Below are 24,872 nucleotides of genomic sequence, written 5' to 3'. Positions count from 1 at the left end.
CACATCAGGCTGACTTTTTGAAATAGGGCCATGTTCTCAGATTTTTCAGAGGGCGCTCATCCCAAGACAACGCCATTTTTTCAAAATGTCTGTAAAAAGTATCCTTCTGCTCCTTGTAACGTACCGCGTCTATAAAAGGCTTGGCTTTCTTGTACAGGCTCACGACATTCGAATGGTTGGACTGACGCAGCATCTCCTCGTGATAGATCCCCTGAACAATACCGACGGCCACTCGCTCCCAATGGTTTAACACATACTTGACCGCTTCCTTTTCCTTGCGGTCGGCCTCGTTGCAGGACAAAAGCAAATCCTTCATTGGCGACTGGGCGACATGCATAGCGGCGATGCGCGTGTTACCCAACTGCAGCTGTTCATCCAGCCGACATCCAAATAACAGGTCTGCGGTCTGTTTCTTTTTTGCAGTCGCCAAAACCATGTACATCGAAACGATTGCAGTGAGCACTCCGCATAGCAAAAGAATATTGCGGAGCGCTTCTTTTGCCAGCAATTCGGCCAGAGCCAGACACATATCCATATGATTTTTCTCATAAAAAATAGAGACCGGCTGGGTCTCCATCTGAAATTCCTGGGCGGGTTTAAAAGCCTTCGTACTCTTCGCGAGCCTTTGCAGCGTGCTTGTTCATATCGATACCTTTTTACGTATGGCAAGTGAGTTGGCGTGCTTTCACATGCCCCAAGCTAGCGTGCTGCCAACATCACCGTCAATGAGCCGAATCTGCTTTACATGTCAGAAAAATCCGTCTTAAAGCGGGTGCGGTAAGCACGACGGCAAATCGAACCCAGTGAGAGCATCAATTCCAGAAGCACGTTGCCAACCAGCTGAAAACAAACGCTTATAACTTTTTGATCTAAAACTACCATGCCCGCACTGGGTCAGTTTCTGGGTGACTGCACTTTCTCAGTCACCTCCCCAACGGAAACCCGGTAAGGACTTATGTGCGGATTAGCAGGTGAATTACGTTTCGACCATCAACCAGCGGACCTGGCCGCTGTTGAGCGCATTACCCATGAGCTGGCGCCTCGCGGCCCGGATGCGTGGGGGTTTCACAGCCAGGGGCCGGTTGCCCTTGGTCATCGCCGTCTGAAAATCATGGACCTGTCGGATGGCTCGGCGCAGCCGATGATCGACAGTCACTTGGGCCTGTCCATGGCCTTCAACGGTGCGATTTATAACTTCCCGGAATTGCGTGCCGAGTTGGGAAGCCTTGGCTATCAGTTCCATTCCGGTGGCGACACCGAGGTGTTGCTCAAGGGCTATCACGCCTGGGGTGCAGACATGCTTCCCAAGCTCAATGGCATGTTCGCCTTCGCCATCTGGGAGCGTGACAGCAAGCAGCTGTTCATCGCCCGTGACCGCCTCGGCGTAAAGCCGTTGTACCTGTCGAAAACCGACAAGCGCCTGCGCTTCGCGTCTTCGCTGCCTGCCCTGCTCAAGGGTGGTGACATCAGCGGGATGCTTGATCCGGTGGCGCTCAACCATTACCTCAACTTCCACGCTGTGGTGCCTGCGCCGCGCACTTTGCTGGCCGGCGTCGAAAAACTTCCGCCAGCCAGCTGGATGCGTATCGACGCCAGCGGCAAGGTCGAACAGAAAGTCTGGTGGACCCTGCCTTACGGTCCTCATGAAGACGAGAAAAACCTCACGCTCGAAGACTGGCGCGACCGCGTACTGGACAGCACCCGTGAAGCAGTGGCGATTCGTCAGCGTGCCGCGGTAGACGTCGGCGTGCTGCTTTCCGGCGGTGTCGACTCCAGCATGCTGGTCGGCCTGTTGCGTGAAGTGGGGGTCGAAGACCTGTCGACCTTCTCTATCGGCTTTCAGGATGCCGGTGGCGAGCGTGGAGATGAGTTTCAGTATTCCGACCTGATCGCCAAGCATTACGGCACACGCCACCACCAGTTGCGTATTCAGGAAAGCGAGATCATCGAACAGCTGCCTGCGGCGTTCCGCGCCATGAGCGAGCCGATGGTCAGCCACGATTGCATCGCCTTCTACCTGCTATCGCGTGAAGTGTCCAAGCATTGCAAGGTGGTACAGAGCGGTCAGGGCGCTGACGAGCTGTTTGCCGGTTACCACTGGTACCCACAAGTAGACGGCGCGAGCGACCCGGTTGCGGCCTACCGCGATGCGTTTGTCGACCGCAGCTATGCGGAATATGCCGAGACGGTGCAGCCGAAGTGGCGCACAGCCAACGACGCAGCCGGTGATTTCGTTCGCGATCATTTCGCCCAGCCCGGTGCCAGCGCGGCGGTCGACAAGGCGTTGCGCCTGGACAGTACGGTGATGCTGGTCGATGACCCGGTCAAACGAGTCGACAACATGACCATGGCCTGGGGCCTGGAAGCGCGTACACCGTTCCTTGACTACCGTCTGGTTGAGCTGTCTGCGCGTATTCCGGGCAAGTTCAAATTGCCTGATGGCGGCAAGCAAGTGTTGAAAGAAGCGGCGCGTCTGGTCATTCCTTCGGAAGTGATCGACCGCAAGAAGGGCTACTTCCCGGTTCCCGGCCTCAAGCACTTGCAGGGCGACACCCTTAACTGGGTGCGTGAACTGTTGACCGACTCCAGTCAGGACCGCGGCCTGTTCAATCCGGCCATGGTCGATAAGTTGCTGACCAACCCAGAAGGCCAGCTCACGCCATTGCGCGGCTCCAAGCTGTGGCAACTGGCAGCGCTGAACCTGTGGCTCAGCGAACAAGGACTGTGATTGATGAAACAGAACGCGACGACTTATAGCCAGCGCTTGTTGCGTGGCCAGTCGCCCTCGTACGAACGTCTGCAAGCGCGTCTTGCCGAAGATGGCAGCCAGATAGACGCAGAGCCTTTGGCGCTGCATTGTGGCTGGGGTCGCTTGCTGATCGGTCACACTTACCCTGATCCGGCAGCACTGGCCCAGGACCTGCTCAACGAAAAGCCCGGCGAGCGTGACATTGCCTTGTATGTGGCGGCGCCGCAGCAGGTATTGGCGCAATCGCCGCAGCAGTTGTTTCTCGACCCGTCGGACACGCTTCGTCTGTGGTTCAGCGACTACCGACCGGCGCACCGGGTGTTTCGCGGGTATCGCATCCGGCGGGCGCATAACGAAGCGGACTGGCAAGCCATCAATAACCTGTATCTGGCACGCGGCATGTTGCCCATCGACCCGGCCCTGCTCACGCCGCGTCATGAAGGTGGCCCGGTATATTGGGTGGCCGAAGATGAGGGCAGCAGCACGATCATCGGCAGCGTCATGGGCCTTGATCATCAGAAAGCCTTTAATGACCCGGAAAAAGGCAGCAGCCTCTGGTGCCTGGCGGTTGACCCGCAATGCACACGTCCCGGCGTGGGTGAAGTGCTGGTGCGGCATTTGATCGAGCACTTCATGAGCCGCGGTCTGAGCTACCTTGATCTGTCGGTGTTGCATGACAACGATCAGGCCAAGGCGCTGTACGCCAAGCTGAATTTCCGTAACCTGCCGACCTTCGCCATCAAGCGCAAGAACGGCATCAACGAGTCGTTGTTCCTCGGCCCCGGTCCGCAGGCGGATTTCAATCCATATGCGCGAATCATCGTCGAGGAAGCCCATCGTCGTGGCATTGATGTACAGGTGGATGACGCGGATGCTGGCCTGTTTACCCTCAGCTATGGTGGTCGGCGGATCCGCTGCCGCGAGTCGTTGAGCGATCTGACCAGCGCGGTGAGCATGACCCTGTGTCAGGACAAAAGCCTGACCCATCGAGCGTTGAAGGCTGCCGGCCTGCGCTTGCCCGCACAGCAGCGGGCAGGCAGTGCAGACGACAACCTTGCGTTTCTTGAAGAGCACGGGCAAATCGTGGTCAAGCCGCTGGATGGCGAGCAAGGCCAGGGTGTCGCCGTCGATCTGCGGACCATCGAAGACGTTCAGAGCGCTATCGAACAGGCCCGTCGGTTCGACACGCGCGTCATTCTGGAAAGCTTTCATGAAGGCCTCGACCTGCGCATCGTGGTGATCGGCTTTCAGGTGGTGGCTGCAGCGATCCGTCGTCCGGCTGAGGTCATTGGTGATGGGCGCCATACCATCAAACAGTTGATCGAGGCCCAGAGCCGACGCCGTGCCGCCGCGACTGATGGCGAAAGCCGTATTCCGATGGACCAGGAGACCGAGCGCACAGTGCGCGAGGCCGGTTTTGAGTATGCCGATATCCTGCCGATGGATCAGCGTCTGGCCGTGCGCCGCGCTGCAAACTTGCACACCGGTGGCTGCCTTGAAGATGTCACGGCCATTCTGCACCCGGTGCTCAGCGATGCAGCAGTACGCGCAGCGCGGGCTCTGGACATCCCGGTCGTCGGCCTGGACCTGATGGTGCCGGCCGCCGATCAGCCCGAGTACGTGTTCATCGAAGCCAATGAACGCGTGGGCCTTGCCAACCATGAACCACAACCCACCGCCGAACGTTTCGTCGATCTGTTGTTTCCGCACAGCCTGCCTGTGCATATCTGATCGCAGTTGCGGACACAGGCTGCAAAAGGGCTATCAGCCCTTGCAGCCTTGTGGCTTGCAACTGTTCCATAAGGAGCATCCATGACCCCTGCAAATATCCCCGATCCGGATCTGAAATACCTGCAGAAAGTTCTGTTGGAAATGCTCGCGATTCCAAGCCCGACCGGTTTTACCGACACTATCGTGCGTTACGTGGCCGAGCGTCTTGAAGAACTGGGCATCCCGTTCGAACTGACCCGCCGCGGCACGATCCGCGCCACCCTCAAGGGCAAGCAGAACAGCCCTGACCGTGCGGTATCGGCGCACCTGGACACCATCGGTGCCAGCGTTCGGGAAGTCAAAGATAATGGCCGCCTGGCACTGGCGGCAGTCGGTTGCTGGTCAAGCCGGTTTGCCGAGGGCAGCCGTGTCAGTGTATTCACCGACACGGGCGTGATTCGTGGCAGCGTTCTGCCGTTGATGGCGTCCGGTCATGCGTTCAATACCGCCGTGGACGAGATGCCGATCAGTTGGGACCACGTCGAGCTGCGTCTGGATGCCTATTGCACCACACGTGCCGACTGCGAATCGCTGGGCATCGGTATCGGCGACTTTGTGGCTTTCGACCCGCTGCCGGAGTTCACCGAGAGCGGTCACATCAGTGCACGCCATCTGGATGACAAGGCCGGTGTCGCGGCGCTGCTTGCGGCGCTGAAATCCATTGTCGACAGCGGTGCAGAGCCGTTGATCGATTGCCACCCGCTGTTCACCATCACCGAAGAAACCGGTACGGGCGCAGCGGGCGTACTGCCTTGGGACGTGAGCGAGTTCGTCGGTATCGACATCGCGCCGGTTGCACCGGGCCAGCACTCCAGCGAGCACGCGGTGAGCGTGGCGATGCAGGACTCGGGCGGTCCGTACGACTACCATCTGTCCCGCCACTTGCTGCGTCTGGGCGTAGAGAACGAACTGCCGGTACGCCGTGACCTGTTTCGCTATTACTACAGCGATGCGCATTCGGCAGTGACGTCAGGGCACGACATCCGCACGGCCCTGCTGGCCTTCGGCTGCGATGCGACTCACGGGTATGAGCGTACGCACATCGATAGCCTGGCAGCGCTGAGCAAACTGCTGGGTGCTTACATATTGAGCCCACCTGTGTTCGCCAGCGATGCCAAACCGGCCCAGAGTTCACTGGAGCGGTTCAGTCATCAGATCGAACATGATGCGCAGATGGAATCCGACACCCGTGTGCCACCGGTCGACAGCCTGATCGGGCAGAATCGCGAGGAAAGTTGAGGGCCTGTGAATTGCGGTGCCTGGCACCGCAGTTCTATCATCGCTGCTCATCGACACGAGAACCGCCATGCTGATCCCCTACGACCAACTGGAACCCGACACCCTCACCCGCCTGATCGAGGATTTCGTCACCCGTGAGGGCACCGATAATGGCGACGAAACACCGCTGCAAACCCGCGTGCTGCGTGTGCGACATGCGCTGACCAAAGGCCAGGCGGTAATCTTTTTCGATCTTGAGAGTCAGCAATGTCAGTTGATGCTCAAGCACGATGTGCCCAAGGAGTTTTTTGAATAACCTTGGGCGGGCCTGAATCGGGTTTTCAATGAGGCGAACAACGTCGCCTATTGAAGCGGCGTTGTCGCTTGTTGCGAAAGTTTGTTGGCGATGCGCTTGTAGACCTCGGCTCGGTGAACCTTGATGTCTTTCGGGGCATTGATCCCGAGCCTCACCTGATTGCCGTTGATACCCAGAATCTGCACGGTGATGTCATCACCGATTGAAAACGTTTCACCAATTTCCCGCGTCAGTACCAGCATTTTTCCCACCCTTCTCGTTGCGCAAAAAGGCAGGGTGCATCGCGAAACCGAGCGCTTCAATGCGCTGATGGCAAATCAGTAACGCCCTTCAAACGCATCGGAAAAGACTGAAGGAAGGGTCTTACTTTCTAGCTAAATCTGTAGGAAATATCGCTGACAGCCGCAGTTTTCATGGAGCTGACCAGCGCGGCCCGAGCAGGATGATAGTCGCGCCGATCACGCAGAAAGCCAGACCCAGCCAGTCCGTACCCAGCGGCCTGACCCGCTCGACCAGCCCCAGCCAGGCAATCGACGCGACGATGTAAATCCCGCCATACGCCGCATAGGCTCGCCCCGCATAGGCCGCTTCCACACGTGTCAGCAACAGCGCGAACAGTGTCAGGCTGATGAGTGCCGGAATGACCCACAGCGCGCTTTTGCCTTGGCGCAGCCATAGCCAGAAGGCATAGCAGCCGAATATCTCGAACAGGGCTGCGAGAAAGAACCACAGGTAATTGAGCACGATGGACTCGCTGAAAGGGGCTGAAAGGATGGGCGCAACCCTATCAGAAAACAGCGCGGTCATGACCCTGATGACCTTGAACACGTCGCTCAAGAGGACGCAGAGCGTCCAGAACGGCATGCGACGCGGAGCGTCGCACGATAGTCATCATGCCGACGCGAAACGTCGCGCGATCGTGAGGTTATCGTTCCGCACGCTCCAGCGTGGGAATGCAGGTCGCGACGCTCTGCGTCGCAAGAGGACGCAGAGCGTCCGGAACGGCATGCGACGCGGAGCGTCGCACGATAGTGAAGCTTTGGAGCTGTGTCAGGCGTGCCCTTTCTGCGCCTTGGCGCGCATCTTTGCGCACATGATGGTCATTTCGTCATACATCGCTTGTGGCTGGTTGCGCTTCAGGTCCCAGGCCATTCGGCCTTCTTCGTGGGGCAGGATCATGAACTCGCCTGCGGCTACTTGCCTGAAGGTGTAGTCGGCAATATCTGCGGCAGTGATCGGTGACTTCTCCAGCAGTCTGCCGATCTGCGCTTTCATGGCAGGCGTCGGGCCTCGAAACGAATCCAGCAAGTTGGTCTGAAAGAACGACGGACAAACCACATGCACGGCGACGCCCTGATCATGCAGTTCAACCAGCAGGCTTTCGGAAAGTGCCACAACCCCTGCCTTGGCGACGTTGTAATTGCTCATCGCCGGGGCCTGCATCAACGCGGCCATCGACGCAATGTTGATGATTTTGCCTTTGCTGGCCTGCAACATAGGCAAAAACGCCTTGCAGCCTTTGACGACCCCCATCAGGTTGATCGCGATCTGCCAGTCCCAGTCTTCCAGCGACAGCTCGTTGAAGAAGCCACCCGATGCCACGCCCGCGTTGTTGACGATAATGTCGATGCCGCCCAGTCGCTCTTCACATGCCTGAGCAAACGCCGTGAGCTGACTGTAATCGCGAACATCGCAACGCTGAACGAACCCGTCACCACCCGCCTCGCGCACCAGCATCAGGGTTTCCTGCAGACCGGCATCGTTGATGTCCGACAGCGCCAGCCGCCAGCCTTCGCGCGCCCAGCGCAGTGCAATTTCACGACCCAGACCTGAGCCGGCGCCAGTAATCATGATGCGGTTTTGCATAGCCGAGTGCCTTGTGATGTGCAGGAGTTGCCTGAGTGTAATCACAGCCGGGGCCCTACAACCCCACCATCAAGGCGCTGAATGCCTGGAGCAAACCCGAAGCTCATGAATGCCGCACGCGTGATACGAAACGCATCAATAACAGGCCGTACACCGACACATTGACCAACAGCACAATGCCCCCCAGCCACAGCTGTATGCCCGGCGTAAGCCCGGCCGGGTAGATCAGCGGAATCAGATAATGCTCGACGAAGCCGCCGTCATATCCTTGCTCACCGGCTGTGCGGCGCAGTGTGTTTTCCAGCGGTGTCAGTGGGCAATACAGATGTAGAAACTCAACCGCAGCCCTCCACGCAACTGCCGGGACGTGTAGTAATACCAGCCACGGCCTGCTCACTACCAGCAGACCGCCGAACAGCACGAATACGATGAACAGTAGATGAAACGCGACCACGGCATCTGCCGCCACTCGATAAAACATCTGCGCGCCCTCTGCTGGATTTCAATCAGGTCATCTGTGCAAATCAGCGGAGAATTTTCACGCCATTTAGTTCAATGATTTTTAAGATCATTTCAGGCACCTTCCATCAACTAGACCCGAATTATTGTCGGACAAAAACACATCAAGCCCATGATTTTAATGATTTTTTAGATATGTAAGAAATTATTAAAAATAGATGAAACCTTTCCCGAGTGGCCATAGTCGGATGAGTCAAGCAGGCAAATTCAGTGCCGTTGGGTATGAAATTCTGTACTGCATCTGTTAACTAACTTAAATGAAAGAGGGAACTCATCATGGGCATCGGCACTATTCTTATCATCGTTCTGATTCTGTTGCTGGTTGGCGGTCTGCCGGTATTCCCGCACTCGCGCAGCTGGGGCTACGGTCCGTCGGGCATCATCGGTACTATCCTGGTGATCCTGCTGATTCTGGTATTGCTCGGCAAGATATAACCTGTTGCTTCAAGCAACAGGCAAAAGCCCCGCCTCTCCAGGCGGGGCTTTTTTATGGCCCATGAAAAAGCAGCCCGAAGGCTGCTTTATTTACTGCTTCAGCACTTAGTGCGAAACCGCACCGCTGGCACCCAGGCCTGTTTGTGACCGGACGAATTGCGGGTAGAACAAGGCGCGCTCGCCCTCTGCCGCTTTCGACTTGTCGGTGATGGAGAAGAACCAGATACCTACGAAGGCGATGGCGATAGAAAACAGCGCCGGGTATTCGTAAGGGAAAATGGCTTTCTCGTGATGCAGGATCTGCACCCAGATGGTTGGCCCCAGGATCATCAGCACCACGGCACTGATCAGGCCCATCCAGCCGCCAATCATAGCGCCACGGGTGGTCAGGTTTTTCCAGTACATGGAAAGCAGCAGGATCGGGAAGTTGCAGCTTGCAGCGACCGAGAACGCCAGACCCACCATGAACGCGATGTTCTGACTTTCGAAGGCAATACCCAGAAGGATCGCCACGACTGCCAGCGCAATGGTGGTGATTTTCGAGATACGGATCTCGTCTTTCTCGTTGGCCTTGCCCGCTTTGATCACGCTGGCATACAGGTCATGGGAGACCGCCGAAGCACCTGCCAGGGTCAGACCGGCAACCACTGCCAGAATGGTGGCGAAGGCGACTGCCGAGATGAAGCCCAGGAACAGGCTGCCACCGACCGCATCGGCCAGGTGAACCGCTGCCATGTTGTTACCGCCCAGCAAGGCACCCGCTGCATCCTTGAACGCCGGGTTGGTGCTGACCAACAGGATCGCGCCAAAACCGATGATAAAGGTCAGGATGTAGAAGTAGCCGATGAAGCCGGTTGCGTACAGCACAGACTTGCGGGCTTCCTTGGCATCGCTCACGGTGAAGAAGCGCATCAGAATATGCGGCAGGCCAGCAGTACCGAACATCAGCGCCAGACCCAGCGAGAACGCTGAAATCGGGTCTTTCACCAGACCGCCAGGGCTCATGATCGCTTCACCTTTAGGGTGAACCTTGATCGCCTCGGAGAACAGCATGTTGAAGTCGAAGTTAACGTGTTTCATAACCATAAGGGCCATGAACGACGCACCGGACAGCAACATGACTGCCTTGATGATCTGCACCCAAGTAGTGGCCAGCATGCCGCCGAACAATACGTAAAGGCACATCAGGATGCCGACCAGTACCACCGCAACCGTGTAGTCCAGACCGAACAGCAGTTGGATCAGCTTGCCGGCACCGACCATTTGCGCAATCAGGTAGAACGCCACTACCACCAGCGAGCCGCAGGCGGACAAGGTGCGAATTTCCTTTTGCTTGAGGCGATACGACGCAACGTCAGCAAATGTGTATTTACCCAGGTTACGCAAGCGTTCGGCGATCAGGAACAGAATGATCGGCCAGCCCACCAGGAAGCCGATCGAGTAGATCAGGCCGTCGTAGCCGGAGGTGTAGACCAGTGCGGAAATCCCCAGAAAGGACGCTGCCGACATGTAATCACCGGCAATTGCCAGACCGTTCTGGAAACCGGTGATCTTGCCGCCTGCCGAGTAGTAGTCCGACGCGGTCTTGTTCTTTTTCGACGCCCAGTAGGTGATGTACAGCGTGAAGGCGACGAATACCACGAACATGACAATCGCGGCGATGTTAAGGGGTTGCTTCTGCACGGCGCCCGTCAATGCGTCTGCCGCCCAGAGAGTCGGCGCGAAGGCGGCAAGGCCAAGTGCTGCTGATAGGCGCCGGATCATTGCTGAGCCTCCTTCAGGATGGCGTTGTTCAGATCATCGAATTCGCCATTGGCACGGCGAACATAGATGGCGGTCAGCACAAACGCGGAGAGAATCAGCCCTACGCCTATCGGCATTCCCCAGGTAATGGTTGAAGTCGGGCTCAACTTGGCCCCCAGAATATGGGGTCCGTACGCAATCAAAAGAATAAAGGCCGCATACAGGCCAAGCATGATCGCCGAGAGAATCCAGGCGAACCGCTCTCTTTTGGATACCAGCTCCTTGAAACGCGGGCTGTTTTGAATCGAGAGGTAAATGCTGTCGTTCATTGTTTTTGTCCTCGCAGCACAGATGAGATGTCACGTAACGCACTTTAGTCGGGTCCGGCGCGCACTCCAGACGACCTTAGTATTAGAACGACACTAGCCGCAGATGAACCTCTTTGCACGGCACAGGTCCGCCATCAGTCAGCCTGTGCAGAAAATACCGTGGTCCAGAAACGCCAAAGGCCGTCTGGCGATGGCACCAGACGGCCTTGAAACGGCTTTTGCAGAGGGCTGCAGAACTATTTAGCGGTCCATGCAGCAACCCGATCCGGGTGCTTGGCTACCCAGTCCTTGGCAGCGGCTTCACGTTTGGCACCGTCCTGAATCGCCAGCATCACTTCACCGATTTCATCCTTGGATGCCCACTGGAATTTTTTCAGGAAGGCCACGACCTCGGGGGCTTTTTTCTCCAGGCCAAGGCTGGCGACGTTGTCGACGGTTTCAGCTGCACCGTAGACGCCTTTAGGGTCTTCCAGGAAACGCAGTTTCCACTTGGCGAACATCCAGTGCGGCACCCAGCCGGTGACGACGATGGCTTTCTGCGCTTTCTCCGCACGAGTCAGTTCGGCAATCATGCCTGCGCCGGAACTCGCCTGCAGTTTGTAACCGTCCAGACCGTAATCCTTGATGGCCTGATCTGTCTTGAGCATAACCCCTGAACCGGCATCGATCCCGGTGATCTTCTTGTTGAAGGAAGCATCGGTCTTGAGGTCTTCGATGGTTTTGGCTTTCACGTATTCAGGCACGATCAGGCCGATTTTGGCGTCCTTGAAGTTGGGCCCGTAGTTGACGACCTGATCCTTGTACTTGGTGTAGTACTCGCCGTGAGTGCCCGGAAGCCAAGCAGACAACATCAGGTCGAGCTTGTCGGTGGCCACGGCCTGCCACATGATCCCGGCCGCGACCGATTGCAGTTTGACGTCGTAGCCAAGCTTCTGCTTGATCACTTCGGAAGCCACGAAGGTGGTGGCGACGCTGTCGGACCAGCCTTCCACATAGCCGATAGTCAGGGTTTTGGTTTCAGCAATCGCCAGCGTGGAGCTGACAGCAAGCACCAGAGCGGCACCCGCCCCCAGTATTTTTCGCATCATCATTGTCGCTTCCCCGGAAGTCTGCACCGACGGTTGTCGGGCTTCGTCAACGTTGTTTTCAAGCGCACACCCACGCTTGGCTCTCATCGTCATACACACGTTGCTTGTGATTCTGGCTGAAGGCCGTGGGAGCGAACTGGTTCGCGAAGGCTGTATCTCAGACGATGCATATTCAGAGATTGTACCGGCCCTTTCGCGAACAGGTTCGCTCCCACGCCCTGCGGGCAGAAGCTTGAAAGCATCACTTCCCGGGCTCTCCGGGGCTGATGTATAACGCTGAGCGTCCAGTTTCGGGGCACGCTGCGCTCTGATCGCCGCCACGCGCAGTGACACGCAGCAAATTGCCACCGTCATCATCAACCTGCCGGGCAAGCAGACATGCTCTGGCTACGACACTCGGGCAACGGGAAACGACAACATGCAGTCATCAGCGACAAGCGCTGCTGAAAAACGTCTCAGCCTGCTCGTTTTATAAAAGGAAACAGGATGTGTTACCGCCGACTCACATCCACCGGCCCGAACGGGTAACACGGGAACAGTTTTTCCAGCGCAGCCCACTCACCTCTTCCCGCAGAACAGCTAAATCGTTGTTTTAAAAGCACTTTAAAAAGTTGGCACAGCTTCTGCTATCTCTCTTGTACAACAAAAACAAGAAACGAAGCGGCAAACCAATAAAAACAAGACGTAACGGCTCTGACATAACAAGAACAAAACGGACAGAGGCGCAGCTAACAGATTTTTTTGGAGTGGATAAGCTTTACAGGGACCTTTCGGTGAAAGGCCTCGCGACCGGACAGAGAACAATAAAACTACCTTCAGGTAGCTTCCGAACCGGTGGGATCACGATGTTGTGAAGACAGGTGATTAAAGCGAGTCAGCGCTCAAAAAAATACGTTTGCTCTTGACCCCGGATGGGGGTCGCTCAACAACGCTGTAAAGGGACTGGCCATCAACAACAATAACAGGCCGCCCTACAACAATAAAAAGAGCAGGTAAAACACATTGGAGGAGAGCTACGGCTCTCCTTTGTGTTTTTCGTCCCCAGGAAGCTGCAGCGTAGCGGCATGTAGCGGCAGTCAGTCCCCCGCCTGTATGGTCAAACCGAGCCAATCTACGTCGCCTGCGAAAAATAAACCGCATAACTGCATTGCAAAATCCAAAGAACGTGTATTGTTCCGTCATAATTTACACGGTTAACCGGTGGATGCGGCACTTTGGCACTACACCTTGGTCATAGCCTGCGTATCTCATCAGCACTTCTTTCCCAAGGGATTTAGTCATGCTCCGTTTTCTGCGCTTCGCTACCGTTATAGGTGGCTTGTGTTTAAGTGCGTCCGCTCTGGCAACCACCGTCGACTCTGCTACCTATGGCTACCCGCTGACTAATCCGTTTGAAGCGACCATTGCGACCACACCGCCTGATCTGCGCCCCGATCTGCCTGACGATGAAGACATCGATCAGGACGTCTACACCCTGAACCTGCATCCCGAGCGCGAGTTCACCCTGCCGGACAACTTCTGGGCGGTAAAAAAGCTGCACTATCGCCTGGCGAAGCAGGACCACGCTGCCCCGCTGATCTTCCTGATCGCCGGCACCGGTGCGCCGTATAACAGCACCATCAATGAATTCCTGAAAAAACTCTATTACGGCGCGGGCTACCACGTCGTGCAGCTGTCTTCGCCCACCAGCTACGACTTCATGAGTTCGGCCTCGCGCTTCGCCACTCCTGGCGTCTCCACCGACGACGCAGAAGACATTTATCGCGTCATGCAGGCCATTCGGGCTCAGCAGGCGCAACTGCCGGTGACCGACTATTACCTGACCGGTTACAGCCTCGGCGCACTGAATGCCGCCTTCGTCAGCAAACTGGATGAAACCCGCCGCAGCTTCAACTTCAAGAAAGTGCTGCTGCTCAACCCGCCGGTCAACCTTTACACCTCAATCAGCAACCTCGACAAACTGGTGCAGACCAACGTCAAGGGCATCAACAACACCACCACGTTCTACGAGCTGGTGCTGGCCAAGCTGACCCGTTACTTCCGGCAAAAGGGTTACATCGACCTCAACGATGCACTGCTGTTCGACTTTCAGCAGTCCAAGCAGCACCTGACCAATGAGCAGATGGCGATGCTGATCGGTACCTCGTTCCGCTTCTCGTCGGCCGACATCGCGTTCACCTCGGACCTGATCAACCGTCGCGGCCTGATCACGCCACCAAAATTCCCTATCTCTGAAGGCACCAGCCTGACGCCGTTCCTCAAGCGTGCCCTGCAATGCGACTTCGATTGCTACCTGACCGAACAGGTCATTCCGATGTGGCGCGCCCGCACTGACGGCGGTAGCCTGCTGCAGCTGGTCGACCAGGTCAGTCTTTACGCACTCAAGGATTACCTGCACAGCAACACCAAGATTGCCGTCATGCACAACGCTGACGATGTGATTCTGGGCTCGGGTGATCTGGGCTTCCTGCGCAAGACCTTCGGGGATCGTCTGACCGTTTATCCGTACGGCGGGCATTGCGGCAACCTTAATTACCGCGTCAACACCGACGCCATGCTGGAGTTTTTCCGTGGCTAAACGTCTTTTACTTCTTGCCGCTCTGCTCTGTGCCGGCACAGTCCAGGCCGCTGACGCGGATACCAGCAACAAGGCTCAGCACCCGGCCACTGTGGCCCGTCAGACCGATGCTGACGGTTTCACTCAACCGCTGAAGTCACTGCAATTCAACCCGGGGCTAGATCAGCGTGAGTTCGAGCGCGCCTCCATTAACGCGCTGGAAGTCTACGACCCGCTGGAATCCTGGAACCGTCGGGTGTACCACTTCAACTACCGCTTTGATGAATGGGTGTTCCTGCCGGTCGTGGACGGCTATCGCTACATCACACCCGGCTTCGTGCGCAGCGGCGTGAGCAACTTTTTCAGCAACCTGGGCGACGTCTCCAACCTGCTGAATAGCCTGCTGCAGTTCAAGGGTGAGCGTTCGCTGGACACAACCGGTCGTCTGCTGCTCAACACCACCATCGGCATCGCCGGTCTGTGGGACCCGGCGACCATGATGGGCCTGCCGCGCCAGAGCGAAGACTTCGGCCAGACGCTGGGCTTTTATGGTGTTCCTGCCGGCCCTTATCTGGTGTTGCCATTGTTCGGTCCATCGAACCTGCGTGACACGGGCGGTATGCTGTTCGACTACACGGCTGAAAACCAGATCAACTTCCTGAACGTTGCCGAAGTCAGCGACGACCATCCGGAAATTACCGTGCTGCGTGCGATTGACCGCCGGTATGTCACCAGCTTCCGCTATGGCCAGCTGAACTCGCCATTCGAGTACGAGAAGGTGCGTTACGTCTATACCGAGTCGCGCAAACTGCAGATCGCCGAGTAAGCGAAACGCAGTAAAAGGACGGCCAGCTGGAGTGATCCTGCTGGTCGTTTTTTTATGGGCACTTTTACCTGCCGGGCCACTCACATTCCTCGGGCACACAGGCCTCGATCCATCTCCATTTAATAGACAAACAAGGAATTTCCATGCGGTCTTTCGGTTTCAAGGCAATCGTTGTGTGTGTCGCGCTGGCAGCCTGCCAGAGCATGGTCAGCGTTCAGGCCGCGACCAAGCCCCAGGCCGCTGCGCCTGCCGCCGCTGCGGTACAAAAGGCGTCGCTGCTGGGTGGCAAACTGGCGTTTACCATTCCTGCGGGCTACGTGCAGGGCGAGATGCCCGAGATTGACGCGAAGGCCAAGGCTCAGGGGGTGACGGGTGCGCTGTACACCAATGCCGCTGAAAAGCGCGTGCTGATCGTTACCGAGACGCCTATGCCAATGGGCGTCCAGGCCAGCGACAACGACGGCGTAGTGCTTGATGGCCTGGTCACCGGGATACTTGCCCAGCAGAGTACCGGCTACAAAGACTTCAAAAAGCTGGGTGACAAAAAGATCGTCAAGAAGAACGGTCTGGGTGTACGGCAGCTGGATACCTCGGCGACCATGAGCGACGCCCAGGTTCTGAGCACCTCGATCATTGCCGCCTCGGGTGCCCGCGCAGCCGTGCTCAACGTGGTCTCCAACGCGAAAAACCCGAAGGAACACGCAGCGCTGGTGAAGGCCGTCATAGGCGAATGATTCGAGTATCGGGTGGCTGAACCCCTGTGGCTTAATCCACCCGCAACGCCTCTGAAAGTCGCTCGACCAGCGCCTGCACCTTGGGCAATGACTCGCGGTTGCGCGGCCAGGCCAGATGCAGCGCCAAACCGTCAGTGGCCAGTTGTGGAAGGATCTCCACCAACTCGCCACGCTGCAACTGCTCCCTGATCAGCCAGGTCGCCAGCTGCGCAATGCCCCACGCCGAAGTCACCGCAGCCACCTGGGCTTCGCCGTTGCCAATAACCAGCCGCGCTTCGACAGCGCGCGCCTCCCGCTGCCCTTGATCGTCAACAAACAACCAGGGGCTGGTGCTGCCATCGCCACGACCAAACAGAATACATGCGTGACTGGCGAGGTCCTCGAACGTCGTCGGTACGCCGTGGCGCTCCAGATAAGCCGGTGCCGCACAAAAGATCACCCGCTCGGTGCCCAGGTAACGGTGCGCCACGCCCGCTGGCCAGACAGCAGGACCGCCGATGCGCACGGCCAGGTCGATACCTTCCTCAAGAATGTCAACGAAACGATCAGTGAAGGTTATCCGCGGGCGCAGCTTGTGATGCTGCCCGGTGAAGGCGAGGATCAGCGGCAGCGCGTGCAAACGACCAAAGGTCGCAGGCAGATCGATACGCAGTTGTCCGGCGGGTTCTGTACGCTGCGCCGCCAGCGCGGTTTCGGCAGCCTCCAGGTCGGCAAGCATGCGCGTGCACACAGCGTGATAGGCCGCCCCCTCCTCCGTCAGCGCGAGACTTCGGGTAGTGCGCTCGAACAGACGCATGCCCAGGCGGCTCTCCAGGCGTGCAACGCTTTTGCTGACTGCGGAATTAGTCAGACTCAAGCGGTCAGCGGCTGCCGTAAAGCTCCCAGCATTGGCAACGGCGACAAACGTTTCGATGCCCTTGAGGCGGTCAGTGGACAGCACATGGAAGACCAATTAGTGAATTTAAGTCCATAATGTAATGAATATTTGCCAAAGATAGGAATCATTTTCTGCAATAAGCTGGCGAACTTATTTTTTATGGGTTCGTATCATGCCGTCTCTGGAAACTGCCGCCTCCGGCACCAAGAGCGAAAGCTCGACCGGTGCTGGCTTGTCCATCGCGATCCTGGCGCTGGCTGGCTTCGTAATCGTTACCACTGAATTTCTCATCATAGGCCTGCTGCCTTCACTGGCCCGCGATCTGGGAATTTCCATTTCTACTGCCGGTTTGCTGGTCACGCTATTCGCCTTCACGGTGATGCTGTTTGGCCCGCCGCTGACAGCCATGCTTTCGCACCTGGACCGCAAGCGTACGTTCATCGTCATCCTGCTGATTTTCGCGGCCTCCAACGCTCTGGCTGCGGTGTCGAGCAACATCTGGGTGCTGGCACTGGCGCGATTCATTCCAGCATTGGCGTTGCCGGTGTTCTGGGGCACCGCCAGTGAAACCGCAAGCCTGCTGGCCGGACCGAAGCGCGCCGGCAAGGCTGTGGCGCAGGTCTACCTCGGTATCTCCGCCGCGATGCTGTTCGGCATCCCGCTGGGCACCGTATTTGCCGATGCAGTGGGCTGGCGCGGCGCGTTCTGGGCGCTGACGCTGCTGTCTGCATTAATGGCAGTGCTGCTGGCGTTGTCGATGCCACGTATTGAACCTACCGCAAAGGTGGGCCTCGCCGAGCAGGCAAAAATCCTGCGAGATCCGCTGTTCCTCGCCAACCTGCTACTGTCCATTTTGCTGTTCACTGCCATGTTTGGCGCCTACACCTACCTGGCAGATACGCTGGAACGCATCGCAGGTATCGAGTCGGCTCAAGTAGGTTGGTGGTTAATGGGCTTTGGTGCAGTCGGCCTGATCGGCAATGCGTTGGGTGGCCGGTATGTGGACCGCAGCCCGCTGGGCTCAACCATGGTGTTTGCGCTGCTGCTGGCGCTGGGCATGACCGCAAGCGTACCTGCCGCAGGCTCGATGCCGTTACTGGCCGTGGTGCTGGTGATTTGGGGCATTGCCCACACAGCGTTGTTCCCTATCTGTCAGATCAGGGTGATGAAAGCGGCACCGCAGGCCCAGGCACTGGCAGGAACCTTGAACGTCTCGGCCGCCAACGCAGGTATAGGTCTGGGATCGATCATTGGCGGTCTGACCATTGAGCATCTGGGCCTGAATGCAGTTGGATATGTCGCAGCCGTCGTTGCATTGCTGGCCATTGGTGTCGCCTGGATGACCGGGATTCAGAAAAACAAGACAGCCGCATAACCTGGCCCGGCTCGATTAGCCGGATGTCACCGGGCAGTACTTTTGCAAAGACGCAACTACACTGCCCGGTTATTCCAGTGTGCCGCTGCTTGTATGTTTCGTCATATTTTTGAACCTGTTTCTTGGCTGTTTTTGTCAGTTAATTGACTCCGAAACATGCAAGCCTTCCCAATGTGCAGCTAATTGACACAGCACTGCAAAATGCTCTTCCCATGACACTGTCGAACGCTCAAACTCCAGCCTTTCGGTCAAGGAGTCATGGTTTCTGACCGATTCAAGACGTTAAGTCCGGTAAGGAACTATGAGCTCATATCACCGCAAGGGACTGGCATTCGCCAAGCGGATCTACGCGCCGAGATCCCTCGGTGTCAGCGTTGGCTTTATTACTGTCGCTGTGTCTTTGTATTACGTGAATGCCGCACACTGGCTTTGGACGCTGGCACTGCTCAATGCCTTGGTCTGGCCACATGTTGCTTACCAGATTGCGAAAAAGTCGCGCGAACCCTATCAGGCTGAATGGCGCAATCTGCTCTTCGATTCGCTGATGGGCGGGTTTTGGATTGGCGCGATGGGCTTCAGTGCCGTTCCCGGCGTTACGGTCATCGCGATGATGGCCATGCATAACATGGCTGCTGCCGGGCCACGCCTGATGCTGCAAGGCTTGTGCGCACAGGCACTGGGTGTACTGATCTCGCTGGCCTTGCTCAACCCTGCTGTCAATCTGCACGGCAACATGGCACAGATCTATGCCTGCCTTCCCGTACTGGTGATTTACCCTATTTTCATCGGTTGGATGAGCCATCAGGTCACCCTGAAGCTCTGGGAGCATCGCAACATCCTGCGCAAAATAAGCCGCACCGACAGCCTCACTGGACTGCTCAATCATGGCGCATGGAAAGACCTGCTTGATCTGGAGTACGTAAAAAGCCAGAACCAGCATCAGCAGTGCGTCATCGCACTGATCGACATTGACCATTTCAAAGTCATCAACGATACCTATGGCCACCTCATGGGCGATACAGTGCTGCAGAACATCAGTGAAGCACTGATGGAAAACCTGCGTGACTCGGATCTGATCGGACGTTGTGGCGGGGATGAGTTCTGCGTCATTCTGCCGGACACCCACTTGTTTCAAGCGCGGGAAATCCTGGAGCGCACGCGTCTGGCGATAGATGAAATGACCTACTCTCTGCAGCGCGATCTCAAGGTCAGCCTCAGTATCGGCATAGCCGCCTACTCTCCTGAACTGCCGGATGCCTCATCCTGGTTGCACGAAGCAGACAAGGCGCTGTACCTCGCCAAAAGCACTGGTCGCAACTGCGTGGCCAGCGCTCAGGATATGCCGTCAGAGCTCCAGCCACTGAGTGCCGATGCCTGACCGGTCAACGCCGGTTCTTGAACAGAACGTCAAACAGGGATGAGAAGTTCTTGATGCCCATTGCCTTCATGAACGAGTTGCGCATGTCTTCTCGCAGGCTTTCCAGGGTGATTTCCTTGGGTTTTGTGGTTTTTTGAGCGGGGATGCCGGTTTCCCGAATGTCACCCTCGCCAAGGGCGTACTTTTCCTTTGACAGAGTTCTAATGTAGTCGTTTTTCTGGCTTTTATAGGTAGCATAGTCAGGTCCAAGTTGCTGGTCCCTTTCCCCCGACGTCGAAAAACGATTGATGACTTTTTCCATGAACTCAAAGTGGTTGTGACCAAGGGCACCGTAGTCTTTGTCCGTGATAAAACGAATAAAACCCTGATCCAGCCGTGTTGTTGTTAAAGCGCTTCCCTCAATAATACGCTTGGCCGTCGCCGCATTTGTATCTGTAAAACTGTAAAAGACCTTGTGCCCTTCCATGTCATAGGTCTTGCCTTGGTTATGACGAGACCAGATCCTTCCATCGTCTTTCTCCCTGTAGGATGCCAGCCCAAACGCCAAGTCATCGACGTAGAAAAGATCAGCCCCCTGATCTCTGGCCCACTCATAAACCTCGCCAAGAAGCCTTCGGTCATCCCGTGTTAAAAAAGAGGTTTCAGGCATGGACGTGCCGCACTCTGCCTTACCTAGCATGGGTGCTGGAAATTTAGGGTCTGTCAGTCCGAAAATTCTCTGTTTGAGAATCGCCCCGCCGCTGATTGTCACGGAGGGGTCCAGAAAGTCTGGACGACTGGATGAGCTAGCAAGAATGGGTATTTTTTTAGAGGCTATTTTTTCATCAAGTTGCCTTGCTGTTACCAGCGCTTCTATTCCAGAGCTGATTACCCGCATAATGTGGACTCCTGGCCTATGGAACCCCTGACGTTTATCGTCAGGGGTCGACAATCAATACGTTAAATGAAAGGTGACTGTTTCCGCCCCCAACGGCTTACTTTGCCAAGGTCCACTTTCAGCGTTGTGCCGAATGATCACATCCGACGCGTAGCTAAAACCGAGATTATTGAAGAGTTCAGTACTACCTGGAGCGCCAGGAATAATAGTTACACAATCGATATCGTGTACACCCGTGGTTCGAAAGCAAAGATTGGCGCGCTCACCTTTACTGTCCGGAAATGATGTCGCCGTCCATGAAATGTTCCGCAATCGGGAGTTATTGGCCGCCCCGCGAGGGTAATCGGACAATCTCAACTGGTGCCTGGAGAATGCATTATGCCCAGGTCCGTTTATAGTCGTAGGTGTTCTTGTAGTTGTCACCGAGTAATCTGCAGCTTGACTGGCCGAAGACAAAAACAACAGCAACAGAGGTACTAATTTTTTCATAACACTTTCCCCAATGATTTATCATTAAAAACACGCGGCATTTGCGATTCTTCTTACTACTCTTTTATTGTATAAGCCACTGATAAAAACATGCGGTATTTAATGCTACGCCTTCAAAAAGCTCGAAAAATTTAAAACCGTTACTGAAAAAATCGTAACCCCCGAACAGCTTTATATATCCATATCAAATACTTTTCAGAAAAAGCCTTAGCCCGTGGACATCCAGAGCGGGTTCTCAATCAATCGAAAACTCAAAAGAGGAAAGATTTTCCAACAGCCATGCAGGGGTATGTACTTCAAGGAGTGCGCTAATGGGCTGCTCCATGATCAACTTGCCGTAGAGGGTTTCTTCCTGCTCCAGATGGGCAAGCTGGACGGCGCGGTAATTGAGCGGGTAGATGCTCTTTTCGATCGGCAGTAATCGGTCGAAGTGTTCGAGCAGGCCGTGGAAGACGATTCGTCGCTCGACCGTGTTCCGTGTGGTGGCAATCAGTTTGACGAAGTACTCGCTGTCCTGGTGCCGCAGTGCTTCACCGGCAGTGTAGCGCTCGACCAGCGTGTGCAGCGATGCGTCATCGAACACGATGCAGCACAGGTCTTCGCGCAACAGGCCTTTGAACGGGTTATCGACCGCTGGCCGGCGGCCGTGCAAGCCCAGGATGAACTGTACAGCCTGCTCGGCCAGCCACTTGCGCTTGCGCCCCTCAAGCCGCTCGACCTCTTCGATCAACGGGGCCTGGCGTCCATGCGAGCGAACCTGTCGGCAGAGTTTGGCAAACAGGCCAACGGGGCCGGACAGTTTTTTCTGTTGCTCGGCAAGTTGCGTCACCGAAAGTGCCGACTGACGGGTTGCCAGGCGATGGAAGTCTGTTGTGAGATTCAAACCGGGCCGATGCGGATCCAGCCGCAATGACTGATCGGACTCAGACCGGCCCCGAACAAAACAAACAGTCATGATTGCTCCTTTTTATTCTTTACGGTTTGCCGTAAGGACGAACTTCAGAAATCCCCTGTTCCGGGCAGTCAGATAGCCGAACACCGAAAAGCAACCGTAGTGCAACATTGAGATTATTGACCTTGGGGCACTATCCCGATAACGCTGATCGCCCTGACAAGATATATTTTGTGACAAGACACATTATGTATGTGCTGACTCGTTACGCAATCCGACAGATGTAGGGGGTCGGTTACTTTTTCCCGGAAGCAAGATAGAAACACAACGCGCCATGAGCTCGACACGGGTCTTTACACGGCTCTTTCTTAGTAGCGAAGACACGTGATCGCGAACCGTATAGTCACTGATACGGAGCTGCCTGGCGATTTCCTTGTTCGTACAGCCCTGCAACAGCAGGCCAAGAACCTCTTGCTCTCTCATTGTCACCTCCATACTACTTCCCCTTGCCATCATTTTGCCCTAGAGCAAATTTGTAGGATGTTTCTTACACTCGTCTTCCATGACCTAAAAAGTAAATCGGCACAGAAATCATTTTATTTAGTATTGTTTTTCATTAAACCCGAATAAAAACCAAAACCTTGCCAAAAACAAAGACCTGTAAGAATAATCGTTAATTAATAAACGACTGAAGAAATTTCCTACAGAAAATACAGAAAAATTACGACTATCAATTTAATGAAACCATAAATAACCCGCCAGCCGAGCCACGTTGGAATCGTGGCAGGCAAGAGCACACCAGCTCAATAAATAAAAATAATATAGAAGGGCGCAAGATAGACTTGAGCAAACAGAATTACAATCACTTGTTACAATTGACAGCGCCTGACTTGAGGAACTTTCTTGATATGTTTCATTTGCGAAAACCGCCCACAGAGATGAGCGGCTGCGTGCGAGAAAGAGGCGCGCCAGCAGGAACAGGCTTGGCGCTATCCGCTTCTGCCGGTTGCAAGGTCATCTACCACTACACCCCGGCGCAGGCCGAATACCGCTGCGGTCGTCAGACCCACAATCCCCATGACCAGGCTGTAAAGCACGCAAACCCAGATATTCCAGGGCATCAGCGCGATGAGCAGCAATGGCGTGGCACTCGCCCAAAAAGCGTAGGCAATGTTGTAAGTGAACGAGATGCCTGACACACGAATGTTCGCAGGGAACAGTCCGACCATCACCGAAGGCACCACGCCGACAACCCCGCAGGCCAGCCCTGCAATGGCGTAGGCGATACCCAGCGGCATCCATTGCTGGATGAGGCTGGCGTAAAGCACGCCTATACCCAGCGGCAGCAGCAGGCTGTAGATGATGACCCCGCGCCACGCACCGATGCGGTCAACCAGCATGCCTGCCAGCACGCAGCCGATATTGAGGAAGACGATGCCCACTGCGCTCAGGGCGAAGGTATTGCTGGCGCTGATCCCGAAGCGCTGCTGCATGACCGTCGGGGTAATCACCACCAGCACGACCACCGCGGACGTCAGCACAAACGTCAACAGCGCGGCAGGCAGCAAGGATTGGCGATGATCGCGCAGGACCTGGCCAAGCGGCAGTGCAGGCAGGTTTTCACGCTGGGCGTGCATGGCGATGAACACTGGCGTTTCGTTCAGCCAGCGACGCAGCCAGACGCCCACTACACCGAAAACACCGCCCAGCAGAAACGGAATGCGCCACGCCCAGTCAAGGATCTCACCCGGGCTGAAGACCCTTGCCAGCCATGTTGCGGTCAGCGCACCGAGCAGGTATCCAAACGTCAGACCGGCTTGCAAAACCCCGAGTGCGTAGCCGCGATGCCCTTGGGGTGCGTGCTCTGCCACGAAGACCCAGGCACTGGGTACCTCGCCGCCGACAGCTGCGCCTTGCAGAATGCGTAACGCCAGCAGCACCACCGGCGCCCAGTAACCAATCTGTGCATAGGTGGGCATGATGCCGATCAGCAGACAAGGCAGGGCCATCATCAGAATGCTCAGGCTGAACACCCGCTTGCGTCCCAGCCGGTCGGCAAAATGCGCCATGAGAATCCCGCCCAGCGGGCGTGCGAGATAGCCGGTCACGAAGATCCCGAAGCTTTGCAGCAGACGCAGCCACTCGGGCATGTCGGGCGGGAAAAACAGCTGGCTGAGGGTCAGTGCAAAGAATACGAAGATAATGAAGTCGTAGATTTCCAGCGCGCCACCCAGCGCCGCAAGACCCAGGGTCTTGTAGTCGGCTCTGCTGAAGGGCTGGGGAGTGGATTGAACGATGGCCGTCATGAAGCCCCCGAAACATGGCTGAAAAAAGCGCCTGGCGCTCACAGGGCGCGAAGAATAGCAAAGCTTGCGGGCGCACTGATACGGAGCTGAGGCCTGTAGCGGGAACGATGATCGCAACTATCGTGCGGCGCTCCGCGTCGCATGCCGTTTCTGGACGCTCCGCGTCCTCTTGACGACGCAGAGCGTCGTGAACTGCATTCCCACGCTGGAGCGTGAGGAACGATCACTTCAACTATCGTGCGGCGCTCCGCGTCGCATGCCGTTTCTAGACGCTCCGCGTCCTCTTGACGACGCAGAGCGTCGTGAACTGCATTCCCACGCTGGAGCGTGAGGAACGATCACTTCAACTATCGTGCGACGCTCCGCGTCGCATGCCGTTTCTGGACGCTCCGCGTCCTCTTGACGACGCAGAGCGTCGAGAACTGCATTCCCACACGGGAGCGTGAGGAACGATCACTTCAACTATCGTGCGGCGCTCCGCGTCGCATGCCGTTTCTGGACGCTCCGCGTCCTCTTGACGACGCAGAG

Annotated in this window: 23 protein-coding genes; 10 read left to right on the top strand and 13 right to left on the bottom strand. The window is 56.3% G+C overall.

The features are described from left to right. Positions 1 to 4: 4 nt before the first annotated feature. Entirely contained in the window at positions 5 to 577 is a 573-nt protein-coding gene (locus tag RYB66_RS20140) for a DUF4760 domain-containing protein (RefSeq protein WP_005746247.1), read from the bottom strand. Positions 578 to 955: 378 nt separating this feature from the next. On the opposite strand from RYB66_RS20140, the gene RYB66_RS20135 reads away from it, so the two are divergent. The 4 genes from RYB66_RS20135 (at position 956) to RYB66_RS20120 (ending at position 6,053) form a co-directional block, all read left to right on the top strand. Then, complete coding sequence (locus RYB66_RS20135; protein WP_005746248.1) at positions 956 to 2,728, top strand: N-acetylglutaminylglutamine amidotransferase; 1,773 nt, start codon at positions 956 to 958, stop codon at positions 2,726 to 2,728. Positions 2,729 to 2,731: 3 nt separating this feature from the next. Further along, the gene (gene ngg / locus RYB66_RS20130; RefSeq protein ID WP_005746250.1) at positions 2,732 to 4,480 is read left to right on the top strand and encodes an N-acetylglutaminylglutamine synthetase; all 1,749 of its coding nucleotides are present in this window, start codon (positions 2,732 to 2,734) and stop codon (positions 4,478 to 4,480) included. Between the two features lie 81 nt (positions 4,481 to 4,561). Beyond that, positions 4,562 to 5,758, top strand: a complete 1,197-nt coding sequence (locus RYB66_RS20125) for an osmoprotectant NAGGN system M42 family peptidase (protein ID WP_002552559.1) — start codon at positions 4,562 to 4,564, stop codon at positions 5,756 to 5,758. 67 nt (positions 5,759 to 5,825) lie between these two features. After that, a complete protein-coding gene (locus tag RYB66_RS20120) occupies positions 5,826 to 6,053 on the top strand; it encodes a YheU family protein (protein WP_003314533.1) in 228 nt (75 codons plus the stop codon). A gap of 47 nt (positions 6,054 to 6,100) precedes the next feature. On the opposite strand, the gene csrA is transcribed toward RYB66_RS20120, so the two are convergent. The 4 genes from csrA to RYB66_RS20100 all read right to left on the bottom strand — a co-directional run bounded on the left by csrA (position 6,101) and on the right by RYB66_RS20100 (position 8,400). After that, a complete protein-coding gene (csrA, locus tag RYB66_RS20115; protein ID WP_002552557.1) occupies positions 6,101 to 6,295 on the bottom strand; it encodes a carbon storage regulator CsrA in 195 nt (64 codons plus the stop codon). Between the two features lie 169 nt (positions 6,296 to 6,464). Further along, on the bottom strand, positions 6,465 to 6,797 hold the full coding sequence (locus RYB66_RS20110) for a YnfA family protein (RefSeq protein ID WP_029240841.1): 333 nt from the start codon (positions 6,795 to 6,797) through the stop codon (positions 6,465 to 6,467). Between the two features lie 306 nt (positions 6,798 to 7,103). Beyond that, positions 7,104 to 7,919 carry an SDR family oxidoreductase gene (locus RYB66_RS20105; RefSeq protein WP_316895264.1) on the bottom strand — a complete coding sequence of 272 codons (816 nt, stop codon included), beginning with the start codon at positions 7,917 to 7,919 and terminating at the stop codon, positions 7,104 to 7,106. A 103-nt stretch (positions 7,920 to 8,022) separates the two neighbouring features. Continuing rightward, complete coding sequence (locus RYB66_RS20100) at positions 8,023 to 8,400, bottom strand: DUF2784 domain-containing protein (protein WP_316895262.1); 378 nt, start codon at positions 8,398 to 8,400, stop codon at positions 8,023 to 8,025. A 314-nt stretch (positions 8,401 to 8,714) separates the two neighbouring features. On the opposite strand from RYB66_RS20100, the gene RYB66_RS20095 reads away from it, so the two are divergent. After that, positions 8,715 to 8,873, top strand: a complete 159-nt coding sequence (locus tag RYB66_RS20095) for a DUF3309 family protein (RefSeq protein ID WP_002552554.1) — start codon at positions 8,715 to 8,717, stop codon at positions 8,871 to 8,873. 105 nt (positions 8,874 to 8,978) lie between these two features. Here the strand turns inward: RYB66_RS20095 and RYB66_RS20090 are convergent, their stop codons facing one another. From RYB66_RS20090 to RYB66_RS20080, 3 genes are all read right to left on the bottom strand, one after another. Then, on the bottom strand, positions 8,979 to 10,637 hold the full coding sequence (locus RYB66_RS20090) for a cation acetate symporter (protein WP_005746255.1): 1,659 nt from the start codon (positions 10,635 to 10,637) through the stop codon (positions 8,979 to 8,981). After that, positions 10,634 to 10,945, bottom strand: coding sequence for a DUF485 domain-containing protein (locus RYB66_RS20085; protein ID WP_002552552.1), 312 nt, complete (start codon positions 10,943 to 10,945; stop codon positions 10,634 to 10,636). Before RYB66_RS20085 ends, RYB66_RS20090 begins: the two co-directional genes overlap by 4 nt. A gap of 236 nt (positions 10,946 to 11,181) precedes the next feature. Further along, positions 11,182 to 12,036, bottom strand: a complete 855-nt coding sequence (locus tag RYB66_RS20080; protein ID WP_316895260.1) for a glycine betaine ABC transporter substrate-binding protein — start codon at positions 12,034 to 12,036, stop codon at positions 11,182 to 11,184. Positions 12,037 to 13,312: 1,276 nt separating this feature from the next. On the opposite strand from RYB66_RS20080, the gene RYB66_RS20075 reads away from it, so the two are divergent. The 3 genes from RYB66_RS20075 to RYB66_RS20065 all read left to right on the top strand — a co-directional run bounded on the left by RYB66_RS20075 (position 13,313) and on the right by RYB66_RS20065 (position 16,150). Next, on the top strand, positions 13,313 to 14,611 hold the full coding sequence (locus RYB66_RS20075; protein WP_005733991.1) for a serine protein kinase PrkA: 1,299 nt from the start codon (positions 13,313 to 13,315) through the stop codon (positions 14,609 to 14,611). After that, complete coding sequence (locus RYB66_RS20070; protein WP_005733992.1) at positions 14,604 to 15,416, top strand: VacJ family lipoprotein; 813 nt, start codon at positions 14,604 to 14,606, stop codon at positions 15,414 to 15,416. Before RYB66_RS20075 ends, RYB66_RS20070 begins: the two co-directional genes overlap by 8 nt. A 143-nt stretch (positions 15,417 to 15,559) precedes the next feature. Continuing rightward, positions 15,560 to 16,150, top strand: a complete 591-nt coding sequence (locus RYB66_RS20065) for a polyribonucleotide nucleotidyltransferase (polynucleotide phosphorylase) (protein ID WP_002552548.1) — start codon at positions 15,560 to 15,562, stop codon at positions 16,148 to 16,150. Between the two features lie 31 nt (positions 16,151 to 16,181). Here the strand turns inward: RYB66_RS20065 and RYB66_RS20060 are convergent, their stop codons facing one another. Then, on the bottom strand, positions 16,182 to 17,090 hold the full coding sequence (locus RYB66_RS20060) for a LysR family transcriptional regulator (protein WP_016980778.1): 909 nt from the start codon (positions 17,088 to 17,090) through the stop codon (positions 16,182 to 16,184). A 109-nt stretch (positions 17,091 to 17,199) separates the two neighbouring features. Here RYB66_RS20060 and RYB66_RS20055 point away from each other — a divergent pair, with 109 nt between their 5' ends. Together RYB66_RS20055 and RYB66_RS20050 are read left to right on the top strand one after the other, a co-directional pair. Further along, entirely contained in the window at positions 17,200 to 18,402 is a 1,203-nt protein-coding gene (locus RYB66_RS20055; RefSeq protein WP_005746258.1) for an MFS transporter, read from the top strand. Between the two features lie 301 nt (positions 18,403 to 18,703). Beyond that, positions 18,704 to 19,780 carry a diguanylate cyclase gene (locus tag RYB66_RS20050; RefSeq protein WP_002552545.1) on the top strand — a complete coding sequence of 359 codons (1,077 nt, stop codon included), beginning with the start codon at positions 18,704 to 18,706 and terminating at the stop codon, positions 19,778 to 19,780. A gap of 4 nt (positions 19,781 to 19,784) precedes the next feature. Here the strand turns inward: RYB66_RS20050 and RYB66_RS20045 are convergent, their stop codons facing one another. The 4 genes from RYB66_RS20045 to RYB66_RS20030 form a co-directional block, all read right to left on the bottom strand. Further along, positions 19,785 to 20,657 (bottom strand): hypothetical protein, encoded by an 873-nt coding sequence (locus RYB66_RS20045; RefSeq protein WP_316895259.1) that lies wholly within the window; start codon positions 20,655 to 20,657, stop codon positions 19,785 to 19,787. Positions 20,658 to 21,381: 724 nt separating this feature from the next. Further along, positions 21,382 to 22,101, bottom strand: coding sequence for a hypothetical protein (locus tag RYB66_RS20040; protein WP_005746261.1), 720 nt, complete (start codon positions 22,099 to 22,101; stop codon positions 21,382 to 21,384). Positions 22,102 to 22,284: 183 nt separating this feature from the next. Further along, on the bottom strand, positions 22,285 to 22,554 hold the full coding sequence (locus tag RYB66_RS20035) for a helix-turn-helix domain-containing protein (protein WP_004657623.1): 270 nt from the start codon (positions 22,552 to 22,554) through the stop codon (positions 22,285 to 22,287). 473 nt (positions 22,555 to 23,027) lie between these two features. Further along, the gene (locus RYB66_RS20030) at positions 23,028 to 24,344 is read right to left on the bottom strand and encodes an MFS transporter (protein ID WP_016980775.1); all 1,317 of its coding nucleotides are present in this window, start codon (positions 24,342 to 24,344) and stop codon (positions 23,028 to 23,030) included. Positions 24,345 to 24,872: the final 528 nt, after the last annotated feature.

Origin of the sequence: Pseudomonas syringae group sp. 243L2 (assembly GCF_032587875.1) — a bacterium.
Taxonomy (GTDB): domain Bacteria; phylum Pseudomonadota; class Gammaproteobacteria; order Pseudomonadales; family Pseudomonadaceae; genus Aquipseudomonas; species Aquipseudomonas amygdali.
Note: the sequence above shows the minus strand (reverse complement) of the source record. Positions and strands in the feature narration are given on the sequence as shown.